The sequence below is a fragment of the Corynebacterium lubricantis DSM 45231 genome (assembly GCF_000379425.1).
GTDB lineage: Bacteria > Actinomycetota > Actinomycetes > Mycobacteriales > Mycobacteriaceae > Corynebacterium > Corynebacterium lubricantis.
Window position 1 is genome coordinate 56,853 of record NZ_KB902181.1, and the last position, 22,152, is coordinate 79,004.

Annotated in this window: 21 protein-coding genes; 2 read left to right on the top strand and 19 right to left on the bottom strand. The window is 59.0% G+C overall.

Annotated features, from left to right (window positions below; all coding sequences use genetic code 11):
* Nucleotides 1-7 precede the first annotated feature (7 nt).
* The 7 genes from A37O_RS14335 to A37O_RS0100325 form a co-directional block, all read right to left on the bottom strand.
* Complete coding sequence (locus tag A37O_RS14335) at nucleotides 8-415, bottom strand: RidA family protein (RefSeq protein ID WP_018295489.1); 408 nt, start codon at nucleotides 413-415, stop codon at nucleotides 8-10.
* A 21-nt stretch (nucleotides 416-436) separates the two neighbouring features.
* Nucleotides 437-1,438, bottom strand: a complete 1,002-nt coding sequence (locus tag A37O_RS0100300; RefSeq protein ID WP_018295490.1) for a polyprenol monophosphomannose synthase — start codon at nucleotides 1,436-1,438, stop codon at nucleotides 437-439.
* A 46-nt stretch (nucleotides 1,439-1,484) separates the two neighbouring features.
* Nucleotides 1,485-2,954, bottom strand: a complete 1,470-nt coding sequence (lnt, locus tag A37O_RS0100305; protein WP_018295491.1) for an apolipoprotein N-acyltransferase — start codon at nucleotides 2,952-2,954, stop codon at nucleotides 1,485-1,487.
* On the bottom strand, nucleotides 2,951-3,496 hold the full coding sequence (locus A37O_RS0100310) for an FxsA family protein (protein WP_018295492.1): 546 nt from the start codon (nucleotides 3,494-3,496) through the stop codon (nucleotides 2,951-2,953). Before A37O_RS0100310 ends, lnt begins: the two co-directional genes overlap by 4 nt.
* A 77-nt stretch (nucleotides 3,497-3,573) precedes the next feature.
* The gene (locus tag A37O_RS0100315; protein WP_018295493.1) at nucleotides 3,574-4,293 is read right to left on the bottom strand and encodes an SDR family oxidoreductase; all 720 of its coding nucleotides are present in this window, start codon (nucleotides 4,291-4,293) and stop codon (nucleotides 3,574-3,576) included.
* 35 nt (nucleotides 4,294-4,328) lie between these two features.
* Complete coding sequence (ygiD, locus tag A37O_RS0100320) at nucleotides 4,329-5,102, bottom strand: 4,5-DOPA-extradiol-dioxygenase (protein WP_018295494.1); 774 nt, start codon at nucleotides 5,100-5,102, stop codon at nucleotides 4,329-4,331.
* On the bottom strand, nucleotides 5,099-6,205 hold the full coding sequence (locus tag A37O_RS0100325; protein ID WP_026195997.1) for a M24 family metallopeptidase: 1,107 nt from the start codon (nucleotides 6,203-6,205) through the stop codon (nucleotides 5,099-5,101). Before A37O_RS0100325 ends, ygiD begins: the two co-directional genes overlap by 4 nt.
* A 46-nt stretch (nucleotides 6,206-6,251) precedes the next feature.
* Here A37O_RS0100325 and A37O_RS0100330 point away from each other — a divergent pair, with 46 nt between their 5' ends.
* Nucleotides 6,252-6,809, top strand: coding sequence for a trypsin-like serine peptidase (locus tag A37O_RS0100330; protein ID WP_018295496.1), 558 nt, complete (start codon nucleotides 6,252-6,254; stop codon nucleotides 6,807-6,809).
* On the opposite strand, the gene A37O_RS0100335 is transcribed toward A37O_RS0100330, so the two are convergent.
* From A37O_RS0100335 to A37O_RS0100385, 11 genes are read right to left on the bottom strand one after another with little or no spacing between them, the layout of a single operon-like run.
* Nucleotides 6,796-9,552 carry a DEAD/DEAH box helicase gene (locus A37O_RS0100335; protein WP_018295497.1) on the bottom strand — a complete coding sequence of 919 codons (2,757 nt, stop codon included), beginning with the start codon at nucleotides 9,550-9,552 and terminating at the stop codon, nucleotides 6,796-6,798. The genes A37O_RS0100330 and A37O_RS0100335 overlap by 14 nt on opposite strands.
* 9 nt (nucleotides 9,553-9,561) lie before the next feature.
* On the bottom strand, nucleotides 9,562-10,512 hold the full coding sequence (gene tatC / locus A37O_RS0100340) for a twin-arginine translocase subunit TatC (RefSeq protein WP_018295498.1): 951 nt from the start codon (nucleotides 10,510-10,512) through the stop codon (nucleotides 9,562-9,564).
* A 59-nt stretch (nucleotides 10,513-10,571) separates the two neighbouring features.
* Nucleotides 10,572-10,883, bottom strand: a complete 312-nt coding sequence (gene tatA, locus A37O_RS0100345; RefSeq protein ID WP_018295499.1) for a Sec-independent protein translocase subunit TatA — start codon at nucleotides 10,881-10,883, stop codon at nucleotides 10,572-10,574.
* A gap of 55 nt (nucleotides 10,884-10,938) precedes the next feature.
* Nucleotides 10,939-11,877, bottom strand: a complete 939-nt coding sequence (locus tag A37O_RS0100350) for a helix-turn-helix transcriptional regulator (RefSeq protein WP_018295500.1) — start codon at nucleotides 11,875-11,877, stop codon at nucleotides 10,939-10,941.
* Complete coding sequence (locus A37O_RS0100355; protein WP_342661945.1) at nucleotides 11,870-12,799, bottom strand: helix-turn-helix transcriptional regulator; 930 nt, start codon at nucleotides 12,797-12,799, stop codon at nucleotides 11,870-11,872. Before A37O_RS0100355 ends, A37O_RS0100350 begins: the two co-directional genes overlap by 8 nt.
* Nucleotides 12,800-12,812: 13 nt before the next feature.
* Nucleotides 12,813-14,213, bottom strand: coding sequence for a Pup--protein ligase (gene pafA / locus A37O_RS0100360; RefSeq protein ID WP_018295502.1), 1,401 nt, complete (start codon nucleotides 14,211-14,213; stop codon nucleotides 12,813-12,815).
* Between the two features lie 5 nt (nucleotides 14,214-14,218).
* Nucleotides 14,219-14,401: a ubiquitin-like protein Pup gene (locus A37O_RS0100365; RefSeq protein ID WP_018295503.1), complete on the bottom strand. Its 183-nt coding sequence runs from the start codon at nucleotides 14,399-14,401 to the stop codon at nucleotides 14,219-14,221.
* A 57-nt stretch (nucleotides 14,402-14,458) separates the two neighbouring features.
* Entirely contained in the window at nucleotides 14,459-16,021 is a 1,563-nt protein-coding gene (gene dop / locus A37O_RS0100370) for a depupylase/deamidase Dop (protein WP_018295504.1), read from the bottom strand.
* Between the two features lie 10 nt (nucleotides 16,022-16,031).
* Nucleotides 16,032-17,543: a proteasome ATPase gene (arc, locus tag A37O_RS0100375; protein WP_018295505.1), complete on the bottom strand. Its 1,512-nt coding sequence runs from the start codon at nucleotides 17,541-17,543 to the stop codon at nucleotides 16,032-16,034.
* Between the two features lie 9 nt (nucleotides 17,544-17,552).
* The gene (locus A37O_RS0100380; RefSeq protein ID WP_018295506.1) at nucleotides 17,553-18,386 is read right to left on the bottom strand and encodes a tRNA (adenine-N1)-methyltransferase; all 834 of its coding nucleotides are present in this window, start codon (nucleotides 18,384-18,386) and stop codon (nucleotides 17,553-17,555) included.
* 41 nt (nucleotides 18,387-18,427) lie between these two features.
* Complete coding sequence (locus A37O_RS0100385) at nucleotides 18,428-19,645, bottom strand: M18 family aminopeptidase (protein ID WP_018295507.1); 1,218 nt, start codon at nucleotides 19,643-19,645, stop codon at nucleotides 18,428-18,430.
* 39 nt (nucleotides 19,646-19,684) lie between these two features.
* Here A37O_RS0100385 and A37O_RS0100390 point away from each other — a divergent pair, with 39 nt between their 5' ends.
* A complete protein-coding gene (locus tag A37O_RS0100390) occupies nucleotides 19,685-20,503 on the top strand; it encodes a RecB family exonuclease (protein WP_018295508.1) in 819 nt (272 codons plus the stop codon).
* Here A37O_RS0100390 and A37O_RS0100395 read toward each other — a convergent pair.
* Nucleotides 20,500-22,152, bottom strand: a complete 1,653-nt coding sequence (locus A37O_RS0100395) for a formate--tetrahydrofolate ligase (protein ID WP_018295509.1) — start codon at nucleotides 22,150-22,152, stop codon at nucleotides 20,500-20,502. The two genes, A37O_RS0100390 and A37O_RS0100395, sit on opposite strands and share 4 nt — an antisense overlap.

Genomic DNA, 22,152 nt, shown 5'->3' on the forward strand with positions numbered 1-22,152 from the left:
CTTTTTGCTATGCGCCGAGATAGGCGACTGCTGAGATCTCTACGAGGAATTCCGGACGGGCTAAAGCCGCTACACCCACGACTGTGTGGGTGGGCAGAACTTTCCCGGTGAAGTAGCGACCGCGAGCGATGTTGACTACTGGTGCATCGGTGACGTCGACCAAGTAGGTCGTCGTGGAGATGATATTTTCCAGGAATCCGCCTGCTTCCTCCACGACCGCTTGGAGGTTCTGAAACACCTGATCGGTTTGCGCTTCGATGTCATCTATACCGACGATGTTGGCTTCCTGGTCAAAGGCAACCATGCCGGAGATATGAAGGAAATCGCCGGCACGGACGCCATACGAGTACATCGTTCGCTCGGCAGGACCTGGTGGGAGTTGGGCCGGCATAATGGCCTGTTGTTTCTGGTTCATGCAGATCCGGCCTTTCTCTTGCTAAACCTCGCCGCGGGCGTGCTTGACTTCGTAATCTAGCAGCTTGCCGCCTTCGGAGACCATGCCAGTGACTTGCTGGGCGCCTTCTTGTACCTTTCCAGGTACGTCAGCGAGTGAGGAATGCTGTACTTCGTACTTGGCCAACTTGGCTCCCTCAGAAACCATTCCAGTGACCTGCTTGAAGACGCGTCGGATGTCCTTCGGTGCCTCAGCCAATTTCGAGTGCTTCAGCTCATAACCAGCCAAGCTTGTTGCATAGGAGGTGACGTCCTTCAACTGGCTCAGGCGGTGCTCAATGCCCCACTTGGTGACCTCTACAAGTGACTCACCTGCAAAGCTTGCGTCCAGCTTGGATTCACCCAGCTCACGCTCGGTGAAAGTGATGGGCACCTCGCGCACGTCGAAATCCTGTTGAATCGCCCTAAATGCGAACTCCGTTTGGAAGATGTAGCCCTTCTTCGAGAGTTCATGCACGTCGATGGTTTCCAACACTTCGCGACGAATCGCGCGGTAACCAGCAGTCATGTCCTTAATATCGCCGGTCAAGGCAAGCGAAATGTACAGGTTGCCACCCTTGGACAAAAGGTAACGTTGCTTTGGCCAGTTCACAACCTTGCCGCCCTCGACGTAGCGAGAACCGATGACTAGGTCCGCGCCGTCGTCGATTTGCTCGAGCAAAAGGTGGAGCTGTTCTGGAGCGTGGGAGCCGTCAGCGTCCATTTGAACGACTACTTCATAGCCCTTTTCTTGTGCCCACTCGAAGCCACGGATGTAGGCCCCAAGCAGACCGTCCTTGGTCTCGCGGTGCAGCACGTTGATGTTCTCGTCCGCGGCTGCCATTTCGTCAGCCTTCTCACCGGTGCCATCGGGAGAGCTATCGTCGACCACCAAGATATCGACCTGAGGAGTGGACTTGCGCACACGTCCCACGATGAGCGGGAGGTTCTCAACCTCATTATAAGTTGGGATGATTACCAGCGTTGAGTCACTAACCTTGGACAACGTTCCGGGCTCCTTTGCTTTCTGGTGGCGTGGTTTAGGCACGAGCTTACCTGCGCTTGCGCAATACAACCGATGCAAGCATCAATAATACGCCCATACCGACGAGAATCCATTCGACGACCTGCCCGTATCGCGCGGCAAAGGTGATGGAATCTCGCAGTGGAAGCGTCTCAGTGAGGGTTGCCGCCTCAAACATGCCCGTTTCCTGGGACACGGTGCCGTCGGGGTGCACGATGGCAGAAACACCGGAGGTCGCCGCAACCACGACGGCGCGGTCAAGCTCGATGGCCCGCATCCGGCTCATCGCGAGCTGTTGGTAGGTCATATCGGTGAATCCGAAGGTGGCGTTGTTCGTCGGTGTGGTGAGAATCTGTGCGCCATTGAGAACCGCGTCGCGGTAGGCCGCGTCAAAGATCACCTCGTAGCAGGTGGCTACACCCACCACGATGCCTCGCATGGAAACGGTGCCGTCGCCGTTGCCAGGTTTAAAGTCACCGGCTAGATCAACGTATTCGGAGAAGAGCCGGAAAAAATCGCGCATGGGCATGTATTCGCCGAATGGCTGCAGGTAGATCTTGTTGTGGTAGTCACCGGGCCCAGTCTCTGGGTCGAAAACGACCATAGTGTTTCGCGCGCCGACTTCGTCTCGCGTGATCGTCCCGACAAGTACGGGGGCGTCGACTGCGGCGACGGCGTCGTCGATAAGCGAACGTGCTTGAGGATCTGTAAACGGATTGACGTCAGAGGAGTTCTCGGGCCAGATGACGATATCGGGCTGCTCCCCGGAGTCGGCGAGCTTGTGCGTCTCGCGGGCATGATTGGCGAGCACGGCGCGGCGTTGCGCGTTGAAATCCAAGCCCATGCGGGGGACGTTGCCTTGGACCGCGGAGGCCGTGACCTCTTCTGTGGTGTGGGCGGGGTTGTTCACGGTAAATCCGGCGCCGATGGCCAGCACAAGCGGGACGACGATGGCAACTAGTCCGCCGCGCAGCGAGGCGAGTAGGCCGACGATGCCACAACCTATGAGGGCCGTGGCCAGGGTGACGAGGGCTGGGCCGCCCCAGGGCGAGAGGTCGGCGAGCGGCCCGTTGATTTGGCCCCATGCGAGACGCACCCAGGCGAATCCGCCGAAGGGCAACGACGAGCGGACGAATTCGACGGCCACATAGATGAATGGGAAGGCGAGAAAGCCCCACTTGTGCCGCGCGATGAGCACACCGAAGGCGCCGGTGGCCAGTGCGTATAGCGCCAGGACAATGGAGAGAGCGATATAGGGCAGATTGCCGACGAATTCACCGATCCACGGCAAAAGCAGGAGGTAAAGCGCGAGCGCGTGAACGAACCCGAGTAAAGCACCGGCCCAACCGGTGGGACGGTGCTGTTTCCATGGAATGAGGGAGGCATAAAACAACGCGATCCCCAGGATACCCGCTCCCCACCAGCCGATTGGCTCGTAGGAGGCGTAGACGAGTACCCCGGAAACCGCGGCTAGGAGCAACCGGGCAAGTAGGATCACTTACCCTCCTTGAAATCGTCCGGGTCGAGGCCCTCGGACCATTCCTTGATTTCTTCTTCGTCGATCACCATATCGTTTTGATCCATGGGGTGAGCATAACCCTGAGACGGGTGCTGGCGCCGAGCGGAGTCATCGCCGAAGGAACCATATTGAGTGTGCTGCTGGGCCATCGGAGACTGCTCGTACATGCGGACACCGAAGTCCTCGATGCCGTGTGTGAGGCGGCGGGCGGCGCTGCGTCGAATCAGCGCGCGAGTCGGGCCAAAGACCAAAAGCAGCCCAATTATGGAAGACACAATTCCTGGAACCAGGCTGAGGACCCAACCGGCCATGATCAGGCCGGTGTCCCCTGCGATCCGTCCCGCATTAGCCTGCGGAGAGTTGGCGGCTTGCAAGGTGCGACGCAGCGAGATGCTCGCGAGGAGTGAACCGAACAGCATGAGACCGACTGCGGTGAGGATCGCCCAGCCATAGCCGATCCATGCACCTAAAGCGATAAACGCGACCAGTTCTACAAGCACATATCCAAGCACTAAAGGCATGGTGCCAGACTACCTGCCTTCTGTCTTAAGTATCCACAGCGGGTTGCTGTGGGCATGTTGGGAATGTGGCCGGAAATTTAACGGGGCATCCTGCGCCAAATAGGTCGCGGAACCACATTCATGATCCAGGCCAGTAATTGCAGCGGACGAGGAATCCAGACGGTGCGACTCCCCTTCTTCTCCATGGCGTCAACGACATGCTTTGCGACGACATCCGGGGTGACCGACATGATTGCAGGCTTCATGCCTTCGGTCATGGAGCCGATGACAAACCCTGGCCGAGCGGTGATCAGGCGGACGGGTGTGCCATGCAGGCGATCAGTCAGGCCCTGGCAAAAGGCGTCGAGGCCGGCCTTCGTCGAGCCGTAGACGTAGTTCGCGCGACGGGCGCGCCAGCCTGCGATGGAGGAAAAGGCGATGATGTCGCCGGAGGTCATCTCGTCGGCGAGTACGGTCAGGACCGATACCTGCGCCAAATAATCCACCGCGGCGATTTCGACGGCGTGGTGCTCGTCGAGTTCTGCTCGCTGTTGGTCGCCTAAGATACCGAAGCAGACAATGGCCGTGGTGGGTTGGGCAGCTGTGATTAACCCGCGGTGGGAATCCGTGTCTGTTGCTTCAAAGGCGACGGTGCGCACTTCTTTGGCACCGGCTGCGCGTAGCAGCGCAATGTTGTCCTCGAGTGCCTCTGGGCGTCGGGCGGCGAGTACGACGTCGCGGCCGGCGCACAGGCGTTGGGCAATTTCGATACCGATATCGCTCGTGCCACCGAGGACCAGGATGGGGCCAGAATTCATGCCCGCTAGTCTACTGGGTGGCCCGCTACCGGGAACTAGGAGTTGACGGTGAAGCCAGTCATCGACAGTGAACCCATGGTGCGTTGCTTGTTGAACTCCCCGACCTCGGTGCCCTTCAGCGCGGAGGCGGCACCTGCGATATAGGCCAAAGGAAGGAAGTGATCCGGCGTTGGCACTGCACGCTGGTAGGCCTCGTGGGATTCCAGTGCGGCGAGGCGCTCTGGTTCGGTAGCCATAAGTTCTGCGGCAGCCTCGTCGAAGGAGTCAGCCCAGCCGAAGCCGGTATCGCCTGCCTGCCACTGCACCATGGACAGGTTGTGTACGACGTTGCCGGAACCGACGATGAGCACATCGTTTTCTTCCGCGAGGCGGGCGAGCTTCTGACCTAAATTGATGTGGTGCTCCAGTGGCTTGGTGCCGTCGATGGACAGCTGCACCACGGGGATGGTGGCCTCTGGGAACATGTGCTTAAGCACCGACCAGGTGCCGTGGTCGAGGCCCCAGTTGAAGTCTTGCTCCACCAGGGTGGGCTTGGCAATGTCGGAGACTAATTCTGCGATCTCAGGGTCGCCCGGTGCGTGGTACTCAACAGCGTTGAGCTCTGGTGGGAAGCCCCAGAAGTCGTGGATGGTTTTCGGATCGGTCATAGCGGTCACACCCGTGCCGCGGGTGTACCAGTGCGCGGAAACGGACAGGATGGCGCGCGGCGCCATGCTCTTGCCCATTTCGGCCCATTTCCGGGTAAAGGTGTTGTCCTCGATGGCGTTCATCGGTGAGCCGTGGCCCACGAAGAGTGCTTGGGTTGTCATCGCAAATCCTTTGGTTGAAAGTTTAAGTATTCTGCTTGTGTATACCCTACAACAACAATGTCCTCTATGCGCATTCCCCACTCGCCCGGCTTATAAATTCCAGGCTCGATGGAAAACGCTATCCCTTCCTGCAGCACGACGTCATTGCCGCTGATAATGAACGGAGCCTCGTGCATAGCTAGGCCGATGCCGTGACCGAGGCGGTGCGTAAACCACTGCCCAAATCCCGCCTCGGTGATGATGTCTCGCGCCACCGCATCCAGTTCACCTGCGGTAATGCCGGGACGCACCGCGTCACAGGCAGCCTGCTGGGCCTGCTGCAAGACACTGTAGGCACGAAGGAACTCCTCGTTAGTCACCTCCCCCACCTGATAGGTGCGAGTGCAGTCCGAGTGATACCCCACTCCGACCGTGCCACCGAGATCAACGACCACAGGATCACCCTCCTCCAGGACGCGGTCGGAGAAAGAATGGTGCGGGTTGGAACCATTGGGACCTGAGCCAACGATGACGAAATCCACCACGTCGTGTTCTTCCAGGATGAGTTGCTCCAGGTCCGCGGCAACTTCGCGCTCGGTGCGCCCGGCACGCAGCAAGGAAGGCACCTGCGCATGCACCCGGTCGATGGCGCCACCGGCAAAGCGAAGCTGTTCCAGCTCAGCCTCGTCCTTCGACATGAATAACTCGGCCAGCACATCGGTGGCCAAAACGGTCGCCGAGTGCTCGTCGAGAAGCGACTGCAACGTCAACACATGATCGGCCGTGAGCGATGAGCCGACCCCGACCGTGCCGCTGCCGAGCGGTGCGACTGCGAGTTCGTAAACGGCGTCACCGTCCTGCCACCCGACGATGTCGACGCCGTCGAGCTCGAGCGCGCCGATATCGGTCATCGGGGCAACCAAGCGCGGCTGACCCGTGGCCGGGATGGTCAGCGCCGTGAGCCTCTCGTGGGAGGAAATCCACGACCCGGTGAGATACGCCAGTTCCGGACCCGTGCCCACGATGACGCCGGCCAGCGACCGCTCTCGGCACAGCTTCTGGGCGCGCGAGATGCGCTGCGTGTACAAGGAGTGCGGAAATGTCTTATCAATAGATGTGCTCATAACGCATATGGTAGACCCGCTCGCGCCACAGACTAGTCTGGGCTGTGTGCTCACCAACACGCTCGTCCGGATTACCAACGGCAACCGTTATTGCACCGGCACGCTGATCACCCCGAACACCGTGCTCACCTGCGCCCATTTCTTCCGCGAGGAACCCCACAACACTTATGTGTGGGTTGCCGGACGCAGGCTCGTCTACAAGGACATTCAGTTCTTCGCCGGCACGGACGTTGCGCTGCTGACGCTGCCGACGAGCATTTCGCTTGACGACGATGCCTATCCCGAACTCGGGTCAGCCCCCTCCCCAGGGGCACCGACCGCCACGGTGGGGCTCGGTGGTACCCATCGTCGTGACGGCTCGTACCGGATTCGTGCGGGGCGTTACCTCTTCCCTGTCCCCTTTTCCACCTCTCGCGACCGGAAAACGAAGGTGCGGCGCGGGGGAATGATCTTCAATATCAACTCTGCGGTGAAAGGTGACTCGGGCGGGCCGGTATTTGTTAACGGGAAGATTGTGGGGGTGCAGTCGATGATTACTGATCCCTTTAATCTCAACCTGCACCTAGCCACGATTGCGCTGGTCGGTCACCTTAATCTCCGATAGCAACGACCCCGCGACGAATCGCACCGACGGCCGAGCGCGCGGAACGTTTAATCCCGTCGGTATAGCCGGTCTTCGCAACCTGCTCTAAAAGGTCGATGACCTGACGGCACCACCTCACAAAGTCGCCGGGAGTGAGCTCGGCACCGGACTCCTTAGCCGCGGCGAGGCAATAACCCAGCGGTGCGCCTGCCGCCCACTGGTGAATAGAGAGGGAGAATCCGGACTCCGGTTCGCGCGTCAGCGGCAGTTGGAGGCGCTGCTCGTCGGCGATCAGCTCCTGATAGATACGGTAGGTATCGTTCATTGCGTCCGCCATGCGATCCGTTGCCGCCTCGGCTGATCCGCCGGTGGTCTTACGGTTTTCGAAGACACACATGGAAGCCACACCTGCGAGTTCAGCGGGATCCAGCTCGTTCCAGATGCCGCGACGCAAACACTGCGCGACGAAGAGATCGGACGAGTTGTGGATCATGGCCAGGCGTTCGCCCTCCTCGGAGACTTCGGGTTCCCCGTTGACAATGTCGACGTAATCCATTTCGGTGAGCAGGCCGATGATGCGCTCGAAGGTGCGTCCGAGAGTATCGGTGGCACGATCGACGCTGGATTCCAACTTGTTTAACTTGCTTTGCTCGCGGACCAATTCGTTGGCCACTCGTGCCAACATCTCCCGGTCCGTGGCCGGCCAGGAATGCACCGGGTGCTCGCGGATTGACTCGCGCAGCGCCACCATCTGCTTGGTTGGGCGCACGCGTGCCTGTTCCTTCAGCTTCTTCGGTGCATTGAACTGGCCCTTGTGCAGCTGATCAACGATCCTGCGGGTATGACGCCGCGGCTGATCGCTGACGTGGCGAGGCACCTTGATATGCCCCACCACCACCGGAGGATTTCGAAAAGTTGCACTATCGATCCTGCCTGACCAGCCCCGCTCCGTGGTAATCCAGGGCCGCGGATCGTGCTGCTTCCCCGCCGGGGCCACTACAGCGGCAAGCTCTGGGCGCTTTTTCGACGGCAGCGCAATCACATCGCCGACGCGCAGGCGCGACAGGATCTTCTCTGTCTCCTGCTGGCGATCTTCAATGGCGAAGCGTTTCGCGTCCTTCTCCGCCTCGGAAAGTTCGCGGCGCATCTCCATGTAGTCAACGAGATCACCTGCGGCATCGTCGGAAGGCGGCGCAAACGAGGAGATATCGCGGTCCAGTTGAGTGCGCAGCTTGTTGACCTTGGCCTGTGCCCGCTCGATTTCGCGCACCTCGCCGACGACCGAGCCGTCGGCCTGGTACTGGGCGAAAGACTTCTCAATGAGGCGCAGCGAATCGTCGTAACCGTTCATGGCCAGCAGGTTGATGGCCATGTTGTACCCAGGGGTGAAGGTGGAGATCAGCGGGTAGGTGCGCGTCGAGGCGAGACCGGCAACCGCCTGCGGGTCCATCGCCGGAGCCCATTGGACCACGGCGTTACCCAACACGTCGATGCCACGGCGACCAGCACGTCCCGTGAGCTGAGTGTACTGGCCCGGAGTGAGATCAACGTGGGCTTCCCCATCAAATTTGATCAGTTTTTCCAGCACTACCGTGCGCGCTGGCATGTTGATACCGAGAGCAAGAGTCTCGGTGGCGAAAACGGTGCGCACGAGCCCCTTGACGAAAAGCTCCTCGACGATGTGGCGGAAGCCGGGCAGCATGCCCGCGTGGTGCGCCGCGAATCCCCGCGACCACGCCGTGCGGAGCTGACGGAAATTCAACACCTCCAGGTCTTCTTCTGGGATGCCTTCCACGCCCTTATCGACGATGGCCTTAATCTCCTCCGCCTCTTCAGGCGTGGTCAACTGCATCCGTGAGCGCACGCACTGGAACAATGCACCGTCACAGCCCGCGCGGGAGAAGATGAACACGATTGCCGGGAGCATGTCTTTGCTCCCCAGTGCGCGGATTACCTCCGGCCGGCCCGTGGGCAAGAAACGATCCTGGGGACGATCAGCACCACTGCGCCGACCTGCTGCGCGGGCGCGAAAGCCCTTGCCCTGCTCATAATCTGCCCGGCCTTCTTCTGCCACACCGGATTCCAGGCGGGCAATCTTGCGCTCCAGCTCGCGGTTGACTCGGCCGCCTTCGCCAGGCTCAAAGAGCGGGTAAATCTGCTTGCCCACCATCATGTATTGACTCAGCGGAACCGGACGGTGTTCGGACACGATGACGGCTGTATCGCCGCGCACCGTGGAAAGCCACTCGCCGAACTCCTCGGAGTTCGACACAGTAGCGGACAAACCAATAATGGATACGGACTCGTCGAGGTTTAAGATGACTTCTTCCCACACAGCGCCGCGGTCGCGGTCTGCCAGGTAGTGAATTTCGTCCATGACCACGTAGGCCAAACGATCCAAGGTGGGCGATTGTGCGTAGATCATGTTGCGCAGTACTTCGGTGGTCATCACGACGACCTCTGCGGAACTGTTGATGCTGACATCGCCGGTGAGCAGGCCCACAGACTCTTCCCCGTGTTCAGCTACGAGGTCGTGGTATTTCTGATTGCTCAGCGCCTTGATCGGAGTGGTGTAAAAGCATTTCGTGCCACGGTGCAACGCGAGCGACACAGCGAACTCGCCCACAATGGTTTTGCCAGCACCGGTAGGTGCACACACCAAGACACCGCGGTCTTGTTCGACCGCGGTGCAACCCTCGATCTGAAACTCGTCGAGGGGAAACTTCCGACTAGCGCGGAACTCATCCAAGTGCGTAAGTGTCATGCCCCTACATTAGAGGACATCGTCGAAATAGTCGGTCGACGGGAGGTCCTTCTTCGAACTTGTTTGAGGCGCAGATTGAGCTGGCGAGATTGCCACGGAGCCTGCACCCTCGATGGGTTCAGCGGCCGCAACCTCGGTGGGCTTTTCCTCGTCGGTAAGTGCGGACGAAGCATCGTCGTCAAGATCCATCCATTCAGGACGCTTCTTTTCACGACGCTTGTCGTTGATCCGGCAGAACTGGAAAGCCAGTTCCACTAAAATATTGATGGCAATGGCAAGGATCACCATCGAGTAAGGATCTTGGCCCGGAGTCATGAACGCCGCGAAGATGAAGATGACGACGATGATCATGCGACGCTTGTCCTTGACGTGCTCGTATTCGAGCACACCGAGGATATTGAGCATGATGATGATCAGCGGCACTTCGAAGCTGACACCGAAGATGACCGTCAGGCCCAAAACGAAACTGTAATAGCGCTCGCCTGTCAGCCACGCCGTTTGGAACTCGTCGCCCATGGACAGCAAGAACTCGAGACCAACATCGAGGATGAAGTACGCCAGCAGTGCGCCTGCAACGAACAGGGCGACCGCAAAGGTGACAAAGATGAAGGTGTAGCGCTTTTCCTTGCGGACCAAGCCTGGAGTGATGAAGAGCCAGATTTGAGTCAGCCAAACTGGTGACGACAGCACTAAACCAGCAAGCGCGCCGACCTTGAGGCGGAGCATGAACATCTCGAACGGGCTGGTAGCCAGGAGACGACATTGCTCGTTCTCGCCGAAGGTGACGCGGAGATCTTCAGGCAGGTTGCAATAAGGCCTGCGGATGATCTCGCCGAGGGACATCATGCCGAAGGGTGCGTTTTGGTACCAGATGAAACCGATTACCGCACCAATACCGATAGCCACCAAGGAGATGACCAGACGGCGACGAAGTTCCTCAAGGTGTTCCTTGAGGGCCATTGTGCCCGTCGGGTTCTTCTTTCTCTTCTTCTTGGTGGATTTATTCTCAGCCACTGGAATTAGTTCTGAGGGTTCTGCTGTGGCTGCTGATTAGGCTGCTGCGGCGCCTGAGGAGCCTGCTGAGCTTGTGGAGCCTGCTGGCCTGGCTGGTTCTCTGGGCGATCCCAAAAATCCTGCTCTGGCTGCTTGTTCGCCGCAATCTCGCCTTGATTCTGTACCTCGTCTTCAGCCTTCATTTCCTTGACTTCGGACTTGAAGATGCGAGCAGAACGACCAACGGAACGAGCCAAGTCCGGCAGCTTCTTTGCGCCAAAAAGAAGCAAGATGACGACGAGGATGAGGATGATTTCCGTGGCACCAAGATTTGGCATGTGAAAGCCCTTTCGAGAGTAAGTGATGCTTTGCCGTTGAGTACTAACTTAACAGCTAAACACCGTTGTTCGAAAGATCATATCGCTCAAGCGCGCCATTCGCTCGGCGAGCTATTTCATCAGCGACGGATAGTGGTGCGACAACGCGAATCCGGTCCGCCTGGCTAAGACAAAATCGCACGAGCCAGTCCTCGCTGCCATATGACATTTGGGCGCTCCACCACCCCGACTCGGTTTCCTCGCCGAGCTCCAAGTCCCAATACTCGCTCAGCCACGTGGCCTCGGGCGCAATCAACAACTCGGCAAAATGATCGTCAGAAAAACCAAAGGGGTCATCGGCATCGAATTTCTGGGCAGGGGCGGAGCTTTTTTCGTCGAGAAGCGATGCGGCGCTGATGCGATCGAAACGGTAACTTTTGCTGGTCTGGCCATCCCAGGCGTTGAGGTAGGTCTGGCCGTCGCGGTGGAAGAGTCGCTGCGGGCTCACCACTCGCTGTGAAGAAGTGTCTGAGGAGGCCGAATGGTACGTGATGGAGAGCTGACACCCCTCGGCAATTGCTTGTGCAATGACAGTGGCGACGGCGCCATCCTGGGCTGCAACCGAGTCGTCGATACCGGCGCTGCCAAGGACGTCGCGTAGTTTCTCCGCGGCGGAGGTAACAGCACCCTGGTCGACCAGGCCAGGCAGGGTTTCCAAGGACTCCAAGGTCAACAACAGGGCGTTTGCTTCCGTGGGGGTCAGCCGCAGGGGCTTGTCGAGGCCCTGGTCATTGATCAGTGTCACACCTGTCCAGTCCGCGACGAGATCAATCATCTCGCCGGGGCCGTTGCCCACACCGGTGAGATGCAGGCGTCGGAGCGCGTCCATAATTTCCTGGGGCTCTGCGTTCAAGTCGCGGGCGACTTCCATAATGGTGGCGTTTGGATGCTGCCGAAGGTAGGGAATCAAGTTCAAAGAGTTGACCAGACTTTGCATCTTAGTTGTCTTATCCATGAGTACCTCCCGCTTTCTGCAGTAATGCGATTACGTCAGCTCGGACATCGTCCGGTTCTAGCACCACCGCATCGGGCGCAAAGCTTGCCGCGGTTCGGACCAACCAATCGCGCTCAACATTTGTGTAGGTGACGGTCTCGCCGTCCCTCGTGCCTTGCTCGCTCAGCTCGTGGGCCTTCCCTACTGGCACAATTAAGGTCGCATCGATGAGTGGGCCGCGCAACGAATCCTCGACGACCTCTTGCAGTGGCCGGCTCGCTGGGACGAATTCGGTCGTGCGGATCCGTTTCACATCGGTCACGCGCAATGCGCGGAAACTACGCTCCGCTTCTCTCTCAACGTCCCACCCCACAACGTACGCACGGTTGTTGAGTGCGACGATCCCCCACGGGTCCATGACGCGTCGCTGCTTTTCGGCCGTCGGGGTGGGCTGGTAGGAAAAACTCATCCGCTGATGATTGCGGATACACGCGGTGACCGCCTGCACCACTTCCGCGGGCACGCGCAGGACATCGTTATCCACGGATGTGAGAGGACCATCATCGAAAGAGCGCGTCGCACCTGAGGCGGCAAGCTTGGTCCACCCCGACCTGGCGAAAGCGCCGAGGCTGCCCTGTTGACCAAGATCACCTGCAAGGCCCAAGACTGCTGCCTCGGCGTCCGTGAATTCAATCGGGGGCAGTTCGTAGGAGTCCTTATTGACCCAGACTTTCCCACCCTCCATGCGCGCGGGTACTCCCGTCCGGCGCAGAGAGCTAATGTCGCGAGTCAGCTTCTTATGGAACGAGGCTTCGGACTGATCGCGGTCATACCCATCGACGTGGGCACGGACCCACTCGTAGCTGCGTGGCGACTCGGCCCCAAGCAGGGCAAACGTGAGGTTGGTCAGTCTTTCCACTGATGCGTCATCTGCACTCATCATTTGCCCTTTCGCTCTAAGACTCGGCGCTGGCGCGCATGTATCCGATCAGCTCGTCGACACGCTCATCCTCGGTGACGAAAGGATCGAGCATCTCAACGACCTTCGGTTCCGGACGTTCCACCTTGAGATGAACCCAATCGATGGATGTTTTTGCATTGTATTTACGTGCGGCCGCCAAGAATTGGCCGCGCAGGGTGGCGCGGGTGGTTTCGGGAGCGGTGTCTACTGCGTGTGCAATCGCCTCGTCGGTAGTCCAGCGTTTGACGGCGCCCTTGCGCTGCAGCAAGTAGAAGAGGCTGCGTTCCGGGTGAATGTCGTGATATGTCAGGTCGATCTGCTTCAGCTTGGGATGGTCGTATCCCGCCTCCGCACTCAGGCCCAGCTTGTCACGGTACTTGTCTAGCAGGATGCGCTTGATCACCCAATCGATTTCCTTGTCGACGGAAGAGAAGTCTTGGGTCTCAATCGCTGTCAGCGTGCGCTCCCAGAGATCGATGACTCGACCTATTTCCTCATTCGGCGTGCCTTCGTCGGGGCGGACCTCCAGCCACTTCTTTGCTGAAGCGAGAATGGATTTCTGAACCTCGAGAGCTGTCACCGTTCCCCCACCGACAAGATCAAGAGGTGTGGCGCCGGTGGCATCGTCGGCAATCTCGCGAATGTGCAGGATTGGGTTTTCGAGCTCGAAGTTTTCCAGGTCAAAGCCCGCTTCCAGCATTTCAATGACCAACAGGGTCGAACCGACCTTGAGCGCGAACGTGGGCTCTGCCATGTTGGAATCGCCCACGATCACGTGCATGCGACGGAAACGATGCGAATCCCCGTGTGGTTCATCGCGGGTGTTAATGATGGGCCGGGTGCGCGTCGTTGCCGAGGACACACCTTCCCACACCTGGTCAGCTCGCTGCGATAAGACAAAGCGACCGTCCTTGATCAGGCCGGCGCCTGCGATGAGTTGGCGCGTAATCATAAACGGCAGGAGCTGCTTGCCGAAGGATTTCAGCACCATTTCGCGGCTAATCAAATAGTTTTCGTGAGCACCATAAGAGTTGCCTTTCGAGTCCACATTGTTCTTAAACAAGTAGACCTGCCCACCGATGTTATCGTCGGCAAGCGCCTGCTCAGCCTGAAGTGCAAGCTGGTGGAAGATTTTCTCCCCCGCCTTGTCGTGGTTGAGCAACTGAGTCAGGCTGTCGCACTCAGCGGTGGCGTACTCAGGGTGCGACCCGACATCGAGGTATAAGCGGGCCGCGGACGGCGTGAAAATATTGGAGCTCGAGTATTCGGCCACAATCGGGCGGAATAGGTAGCGTGCTACCTCTTCCGGTGACAGGGCTGCGTGCCCATTACGGATGGCGGTGATGCCGAATTCCGTTTCCACGCCCATAATGCGACGGGTATGAACAGTGGACATGCGGCTTACTGTCCGCCCTTTTGAACATATGAGCGGACGAACTCCTCGGCGTTCGTTTCCAACAGGCCGTCGATTTCGTCCAGCAAATCGTCGGTGCCCGCAGTATTGATGTTTACTTGGCCGGCCTGGGTCTCGTCGGTCGGGTCATCCCCGCCACCGGTATTTCCGTGGACTTGTTGCTGTGCCATGGGTACTCCTTAAGTTTTGGCCTATGCGTTCTGCTCTGATTCCACACTAATCGTGATCTAGTGCGGGTGTGGCGTATTTATATGATCGCGCTCATGGTGCGTGTGATAGTACGTCGGGGTCTGTTCAATTGCCTCAAGGGCTGAAAGTAGTTCGTCCGTCGTGGCGGAATTGTCAAGGATCTCGCCCATCTCATCGACGGTGAACTTATCCACGTCGGTGATGGCAATTTTCGCCGTACCCTCGGAGTACTTAATAATCACGGTCTGCCAGCTTGATGCGATGACGTCGTCGCCGAACTTTTCGCTGACGCGCCCGCGGAAGTAGGCCCGCGAGGATTCCGGAGCCTCATTTGCTGCGCGCTCGATCTCTTCAGCGCTGACGAGGGTTTTCATTCGACCAGCACGTACAAGGGCGTGGTACAGGGACTTCTTAGGATCGATGTCTGAGTACTGTAGGTCAATCAGCTTCAGCTTCGGATCAGAGATGCTAATTCCGCGGTCCAAGTAGCCCTTGATCAGGGCGTACTTTGCGGTCCAGTCGAGTCTGTCGGCCGTGGACAAAGGATCGCGCTCGAGATCGTCGAGAAGCTCGGCCCACAGAGCGATGACCTTGCTGTCCACGTCGTCGGTAGCCACCACTCGGTCGCGGTAGATGCGCAGGATCTCAATCGCGGTGAGCTCGCGGCCGTCCTTGAGCTTGAGCTTGTGCGTCAGGGTCGGATCGTGACTGATGCGCTTGAGCTCCTCGACGCTTTCGACGAGGGCGAGGTCCGTGAAATCTACTTCGTTCTCAATCGCATCGATGACGAGTTTGGTCATGCCCAACTTCATGAAGGTGGAGTACTGGGACATGTTGGCGTCACCGATGATGGTGTGGAGGCGTCGGAACTTCACGGCGTTGGCGTGCGGCTCATCGCGCGTATTGACGATGCCTCGGTTCAGAGTAGTCTCTAGCGAGATCTCCTGGACGAAGTAGTCGGCGCGCTGCGAGACCTGGAAGCCATCCTGCTCCCCTTCTGGGCCGATGCCGATGCGACCGGCGCCGATGATGACCTGGCGGGTAACGAAGAAAGGAATAAGCGCCTTCGTCAGCACGTCAAAGTCGGTGGCGCGAGCGTACTGGTAATTCTCGTGGGAGCCGTACGACGCGCCCTTGCCGTCGACGTTGTTCTTATAGATCTTCAGGGGCGGGCAGGGCTCGTGGCCCTTGAGTACCGAGACTCCCTGGTCGTAAAGCGCCTGGATATTCTCGGTGGCAGTGTTCAAAATGTGGTCGCCAGCGGCATCGTAAATCATGGCCTGCCAGGCATCGGGTACCTCGGGCGAAGCGTACTCGGGGTGAGCGTGGTCAACGTAGAAGCGCGCACCATTGGTGGTCACCACGTTGGCTACACCAACCGCGTCCGGCTCCACGACCGGGACCGTGTGGTAGCGCTTCAGGTTGAAGCCGCGGGCATCCTGCAATGGAGCCTCGTCCTCGTAGTCCCACCTCGACCTGGCACCGGTGTTCATCGCCGCGTAGGCCACCACCGCATGGGTCGAGGTGACAATTGGGCTCACCTCGGGTTGGCTCGGCGTGGCAATTCCGTACTCAGTTTCAGTTCCCATGAAGCGTGTCATGGGCTATACCTTAGCCGACTACTTCCACGGAAACTACGCGTTTACCTTGACGGCCTGCGATGCGGGACCACTCATCGGGGCTAGCGGTATTGGGGAGATCTTCGCTTTCGTTTTGTTCAGCGACCACGGCGGCACGCAGGTGATCGGCGCTGAGGCCATCCTCGCTGATTCCGGCGATGTGATCCTTGATGGCGAGCTTCTTCGCGCGGTCAACGATGTTGGCAATCATGGCGCCCGAAACGAACTCGGAGTAATTGAGGACCTCAGAGGAACCGTCAATCATTTCCAGGCGTACATATGGGCGTGGCGCGAACAATGCACCCACGCCAGCGTCGATAAGCTCTTCGATGCTCCCCGAGTGCGGCACGGCCTCGGTGAGGTGGCGGGAGAAGATGTCCGCCGACTCTTCCCTGCCAGGACGGTCGACACGGACCTTGATGTCCAGGCGACCGGGACGCAAGATTGCCGGGTCGATGAGTTCCTCGCGGTTCGTGGCACCGATGACAATGACGTTGGAGATTCCCTCGACGCCGTCGATCTCCGTGAGGAGCTGGGGCACAACGGTTGTTTCCATATCCGAGGACACGCCGGAACCACGAGTGCGGAAGATGGATTCCATCTCATCGAAGAAGATGATCACGGGGCGACCATCGCCGGCAAGCTCACGGGCGCGTTCGAAGATCAGACGGATCCGGCGTTCGGTCTCGCCGACGAACTTGTTCAGCAGCTCTGGGCCCTTGACGTTGAGGAAGTAGGCCTTGCCACCGTCGCCGATGCGCTGCGAAAGCGAATTCGCCACCGCCTTGGCGATGAGAGTCTTGCCACATCCCGGAGGGCCGTAGAGCAACAAGCCCTTTGGGGGCTGCAGATCGTACTTTTTGTACAGATCGGGGTGCGAAAAAGGCAGTTCGACCGAATCCTTGATGGTTTCGATCTGAGGGCCCAAGCCACCGATGTCCTCATAAGTGATGTCCGGGATCTGTTCGAGAGACAGCTGGGCTACTTCAGTCTTATCTACGCGCTCGACGGCGAAACCCGCCTTCGCGTCGATAAGCACGGTATCTCCGGCCCGCGAATTGGCGCGCATGGGGTGGGTCAGGTGCACGAGCGATTCGTTGCCCAGCTGATCGGCGACAATCGCGCGGTCAGTGCCCACCTTTTCAATCAGGGTGGCAAGTGTACCCGTGTCGCTAAAACCACAGGCCTCGACGACGACGGAGCCTTCGCCCAGGCGGACCAGCGCGCCGGGTTCCAACGTGCCGGGCTCAATATTCGGCGATACAAGCAGGCGCATCTGACGCCCGCTGGTAAATACTTCCGCCTCGCGGCCCCGGTTCGAACCGGAGAGGTAAATACCGTAAGTCGAGGCAGGTTCTCCCAGCGCATCGACCTGTGCGTGTAAATCCTTCAGCTGGTCACGGGATTGCTTCAGCAGCTGCGCCAGCTTCGCATTACGCGAACTTAAGGATTGGACCTGACGCTGCAGGTCACGGTTCTCGCTAAATGTTTCCTCGGAGCTCATAGCTCCAGCTTAGCGCCGTGCCTTTCGCTGCGGGCGAGGTGGTACCGCTCCATCTGCTAGACGACGAGTCCACACCAGGAATGCAGTATGGGCATTCATCCGGTGCTCGGGGCGGGTTGCCAGGCCTTCAACTTTCCACTCTCGCAGCAGGGTTTCCCACGCGCGGGGTTCGGTGAAGCACTTCGCCTCGCGGATGCCTTCCATGACGTTCATCAGCTGTGGCACCGTGGCCACGTAGGTCATGAACACACCGCCAGGAATCAGTACTTCCTTCACGGTGTCGATGAAGTGCCAGGGCTCGACCATATCCAGGATCACACGATCAACTGGGCCACCGAGGGCCTCCTGGTTGACCTCCCCGAAATCGCCCAAGCGTGGCGTCCACCACTTCGGGTGTTCCCCGAAGTAGTCGGCGACGTTGTCCTTGGCGTACTGCAGGTGGTCGTCGCGAATCTCGTAGGAGAAGACGTGCCCCTCTGGTCCCACAGCGCGCAGCAGGGACATAGTCAACGCACCCGAGCCGGCGCCAGCCTCGAGGACGCGGGCACCCATGAAGATGTCACCCTCGACAAGGATCTGAGCTGCGTCTTTGGGGTAGATCACGGCGGCACCGCGCGGCATGGACAAGACGTGGTCGACTAGGAGGTGGCGGAAGCACAAGTAGTCAGATCCCATCGACGACTTCACAACGGAACCTTCATCGGAGCCGATGATCTCATCGTGTTCAATGTGTCCCTTGTGGGTGTGGTACTTCGCACCTGGGACCAGCTCGATGGTGAAATGCCGACGCTTGGCATCGGTGAGCTGGACTTTGTCGCCGGCTTGAAATGGGCCTGAGTACATAGGGCGAGAGACCTCCATAAGGGGTGCACGTAAATGGTGAATTAGTGTCCGGTCAAGTATGCCGTAAGAGCATCCTTAAACCATATTTGGTCCTGGACACCGGCAAGCTCACGCGCCGAGTGCATCGACAGCAGCGGGACACCCACGTCGACAGTGGGAATGCCCAGGCGCGTTGCCGAAATCGGCCCGATCGTGGAGCCGCACGGCACCGCATTATTGCCGACGAAGGTCTGCACCGGCACATTCGCGTTGCGACACGCATTGATCCACATCGCCTCGGTGACGGCATTGGAGGCATAACGCTGATTCGCATTGATCTTCAGCACTGGGCCCTGATTAATCAGGGGGTGATGGGTGGGATCGTGCTTGCCTGCATAATTCGGATGCACCGAGTGGGCGGCATCAGCGGATACGAGAGAACTCGCGGCGAACATCTCCATCGGATCGCCCCACGCGCGGGCAATCTTTAGCAAGATCCGCTCAAGCAAAGGCCCACCGGCTCCGGTCGTGGACTGCGATCCCACCTCTTCGTGATTAAACGCTGCCATAACCAGGATGTCTTGGGCGTCTTCCTTCGCTTCGATCAGCGCCCGCATCGACGCATGCACGCTGGACAGGTTGTCTAGACGCCCAGCCGCCAGGAGGTCATTGAATACCTCGCCCTCGGCAGCGTCCGCGCTGATAAGTTCGTGGGACAGGATGTAGTGCTTGTCCACGTCCGCGGCTTCGGCCACGATGTCCATGATCGACTCCGGAGCTGATTCAGAATCCCCCACCGACATGATGGGTTGCATATGTACTTGACGATCCGGAATAAATTCGCTGGAGCGTTCCAAATGGATGGCAAGGTGCGGGATCCTCGCCACAGCTCCGGTGTTCACCAGACGCTGCGACCCGTCTGCCAGCACGATCCGACCGGCAAAGGTAAGTTCGCGGTCGAACCAACTTGCCAGGATCGGCCCACCATAGACTTCTACCGCCAACTGGTGAAAACCATGCGCCTTGAAATCGGGCTGAGGCTTGAGCATGAACCCCGGCGAATCCGTGTGCGAGCCAATGATCCGGAATGCGGGATTCGGCTCATCGGGCACCCACCAGGCTATGACTGCCCCACCGTCAACATAGACGTGCCCGCCCGGCGAGGTGGACAGGTCCTCTACAAAACCATGACTTACTAAGGTCTCAGCGACCTCTCGGGCCGCATGAAACGCCGAGGGGGAAGCCGAAATGAAATCGATCATGTCGCGAATGTGGTCCATGACTGTTCACTTTAGGCACCCTCTAAGATGGAATCCATCATGACACCACGACCCATTGCGCTCTCCCCTTCCCGTGCCTCCGATTACAACCAATGCCCGCTGCTCTACCGGCTCCGGGCGATTGACCGAATCCCCGAGGACAAAACGCTGGCTCAGATCCGCGGCACGCTCGTTCACGCAGTCCTCGAGGACGTCCACGGTTGGCCGCGCGAGGAGCGCACCTACCCGGCGGCGGTCAAGAGGATCAAGCCGAATTGGGCAAAGATGTTGCAGGATGATCCAGAGATCGCATCGCTTGTCGACGACGAGACAACGTTTTTCGTTGAGGCTCGCTCACTCGTCCGTGGATATTTTGAAATGGAGAACCCACAAGGATTTGACTCTTCTGACCAGGAACTTTATGTCAACACCGTCCTACCCAACGGCGTGCCGGTGCGCGGTTTCATCGACCGCGTCGATAAGGCGCCATCAGGTGAGGTCCGCGTTGTCGACTATAAAACCGGCAAGAAACCACTGCCACGCTACTCCCAAGACGCACAGTTCCAAATGCGCTTCTACGCGCTGGTGTACTGGCGCTTGTTCAACACGGTGCCGACCCAGCTGCGCTTGATGTATCTCAAGGTCATCGACTCGATGATCCTGACTCCTTCGAAAGAGGAACTCGAATACTTCGAGCGCGACCTGGGCGATCTGTGGTCGAAAATTGAGTCGGACGGAAAATCCGGATCCTTCCGCACCAAGAAGTCCAAGCTGTGCGGGTGGTGTTCCTTCCAGGACATGTGCCCAGAATTTGGTGGCACACCGCCGCCGTACCCAGGGTGGCCGGGTTCGACGGCGGACGTAGCAGAAGAGGCCTAAAACAGCCCGGTGATCTTGCCGTCGACGACGTCGATGTTCGTGGCGGCGGGCTTCTTCCCCAGCCCGGGCATCGTCGTTACGTTCCCTGTCATGGCAACGATAAATCCTGCGCCTGTGCGCGGCCTGAGCTCGCGGACGTGCAGTGTGTGCCCTTCTGGTGCGCCGAGCAGCGAGGCGTCATCGGAGAATGAGTATTGTGTCTTCGAGATACACACGGGCATGGCGTACCAGCTATTGCGCTTGATGGTCTCCAGATCTTTGAGTGCCTGAGGCGAGTATTCGACGCGATCGGCGTGGTAGATCTCGCGGGCAATCGTTTCGATGGAGGCCTCAACACCTTTATCTCTGTCATAGAGCTGGTGCGAAGAATCGACGAGGTTGTCAACGACGGTCTCGGCGAGCTCGATTGCGCCGTCGCCGCCCTTGGCCCACACGTCTGCCTCGGCGAGTGCCACGCCGAAATTCTTAGCCCACCTGCGCATGTAGTCACGCTCGGCCTGGGTGTCGCTGGCAAACAAGTTCACCGCGACGACGGGCTTGACCCCGAACTTGCGCAAGTTCTCCACGTGGCGCTCGACGTTAACGATGCCCGCTTCCAAGGCCGCGAGGTTTTCGTCGGTGAGGTCTTCGCGAGCGACCCCACCGTTGTATTTCATGGAACGGATCGTGGTCACCACCACGGCTCCAGCCACATCGAGATCGCCGTACTTGGCCTTGATGTCGAAGAACTTCTCTGCGCCGAGATCGGAACCGAAACCTGCTTCGGTCAGCACGATGTCGGCGTATTGCTGCGCCGTCGTAGTGGCGATGAGCGTGTTGCAGCCGTGAGCAATATTGGCGAAAGGACCACCATGGATCAGCGCGGGGGTGCCGCCGAGAGTCTGTACCAGGTTCGGATTCACGGCTTCCTTGAGCAGCGCAGTCATCGCACCATGGGCGTCGAGGTCGGCCGCGGTGACAGGAACGTCGTCGTAGGTGAAGCCGATGGTGATTTCCCCGAGGCGTCGCTTCAGATCGTCAAGGTCTGTGGCAAGCCCGAGCACGGCCATGATCTCGGACGCCGCGGTGATAGTGAAGTTTGTTTCGGTCGGCACGCCTTGTTTTGGACCTCCGAGGCCGGTGACTACATGGCGCAGGGATCGGTCGTTGACATCGAGACAGCGCTGCCACGTCACCTTACGTGGATCAATGCCGATGGCATTGCCCTGCTGGATGTGGTTGTCGATCATCGCGGCCAGGGTATTATTGGCCGAAGTGATGGCGTGAAAATCGCCTGTGAAGTGCAGGTTGATGTTCTCCATCGGAACGACCTGGGAATAGCCGCCACCGGCGGCACCACCCTTGATACCCATAACTGGGCCAAGGGAAGGTTCGCGCAGTGCAACCATCGCCTTGTGCCCGAGTGACGCGAGGGCATCGGTCAAACCAATTAGCGTGGTCGACTTTCCCTCCCCTGCAGGGGTCGGGGAAACACCAGTGACCAGTACAATCTTGCCCGGCTTTGCGGCCGGTGTGACCTGGTTCAGATCTACCTTGGCCATGTACTTGCCATAAGGAATCAGGGCATCCTGGCTGATTCCGGCCCTCTCTGCGATCTCGGTGATGGGTTCGAGAGCGTGGGCTTGAGCGATGTCAACGTCTGAAAGCAT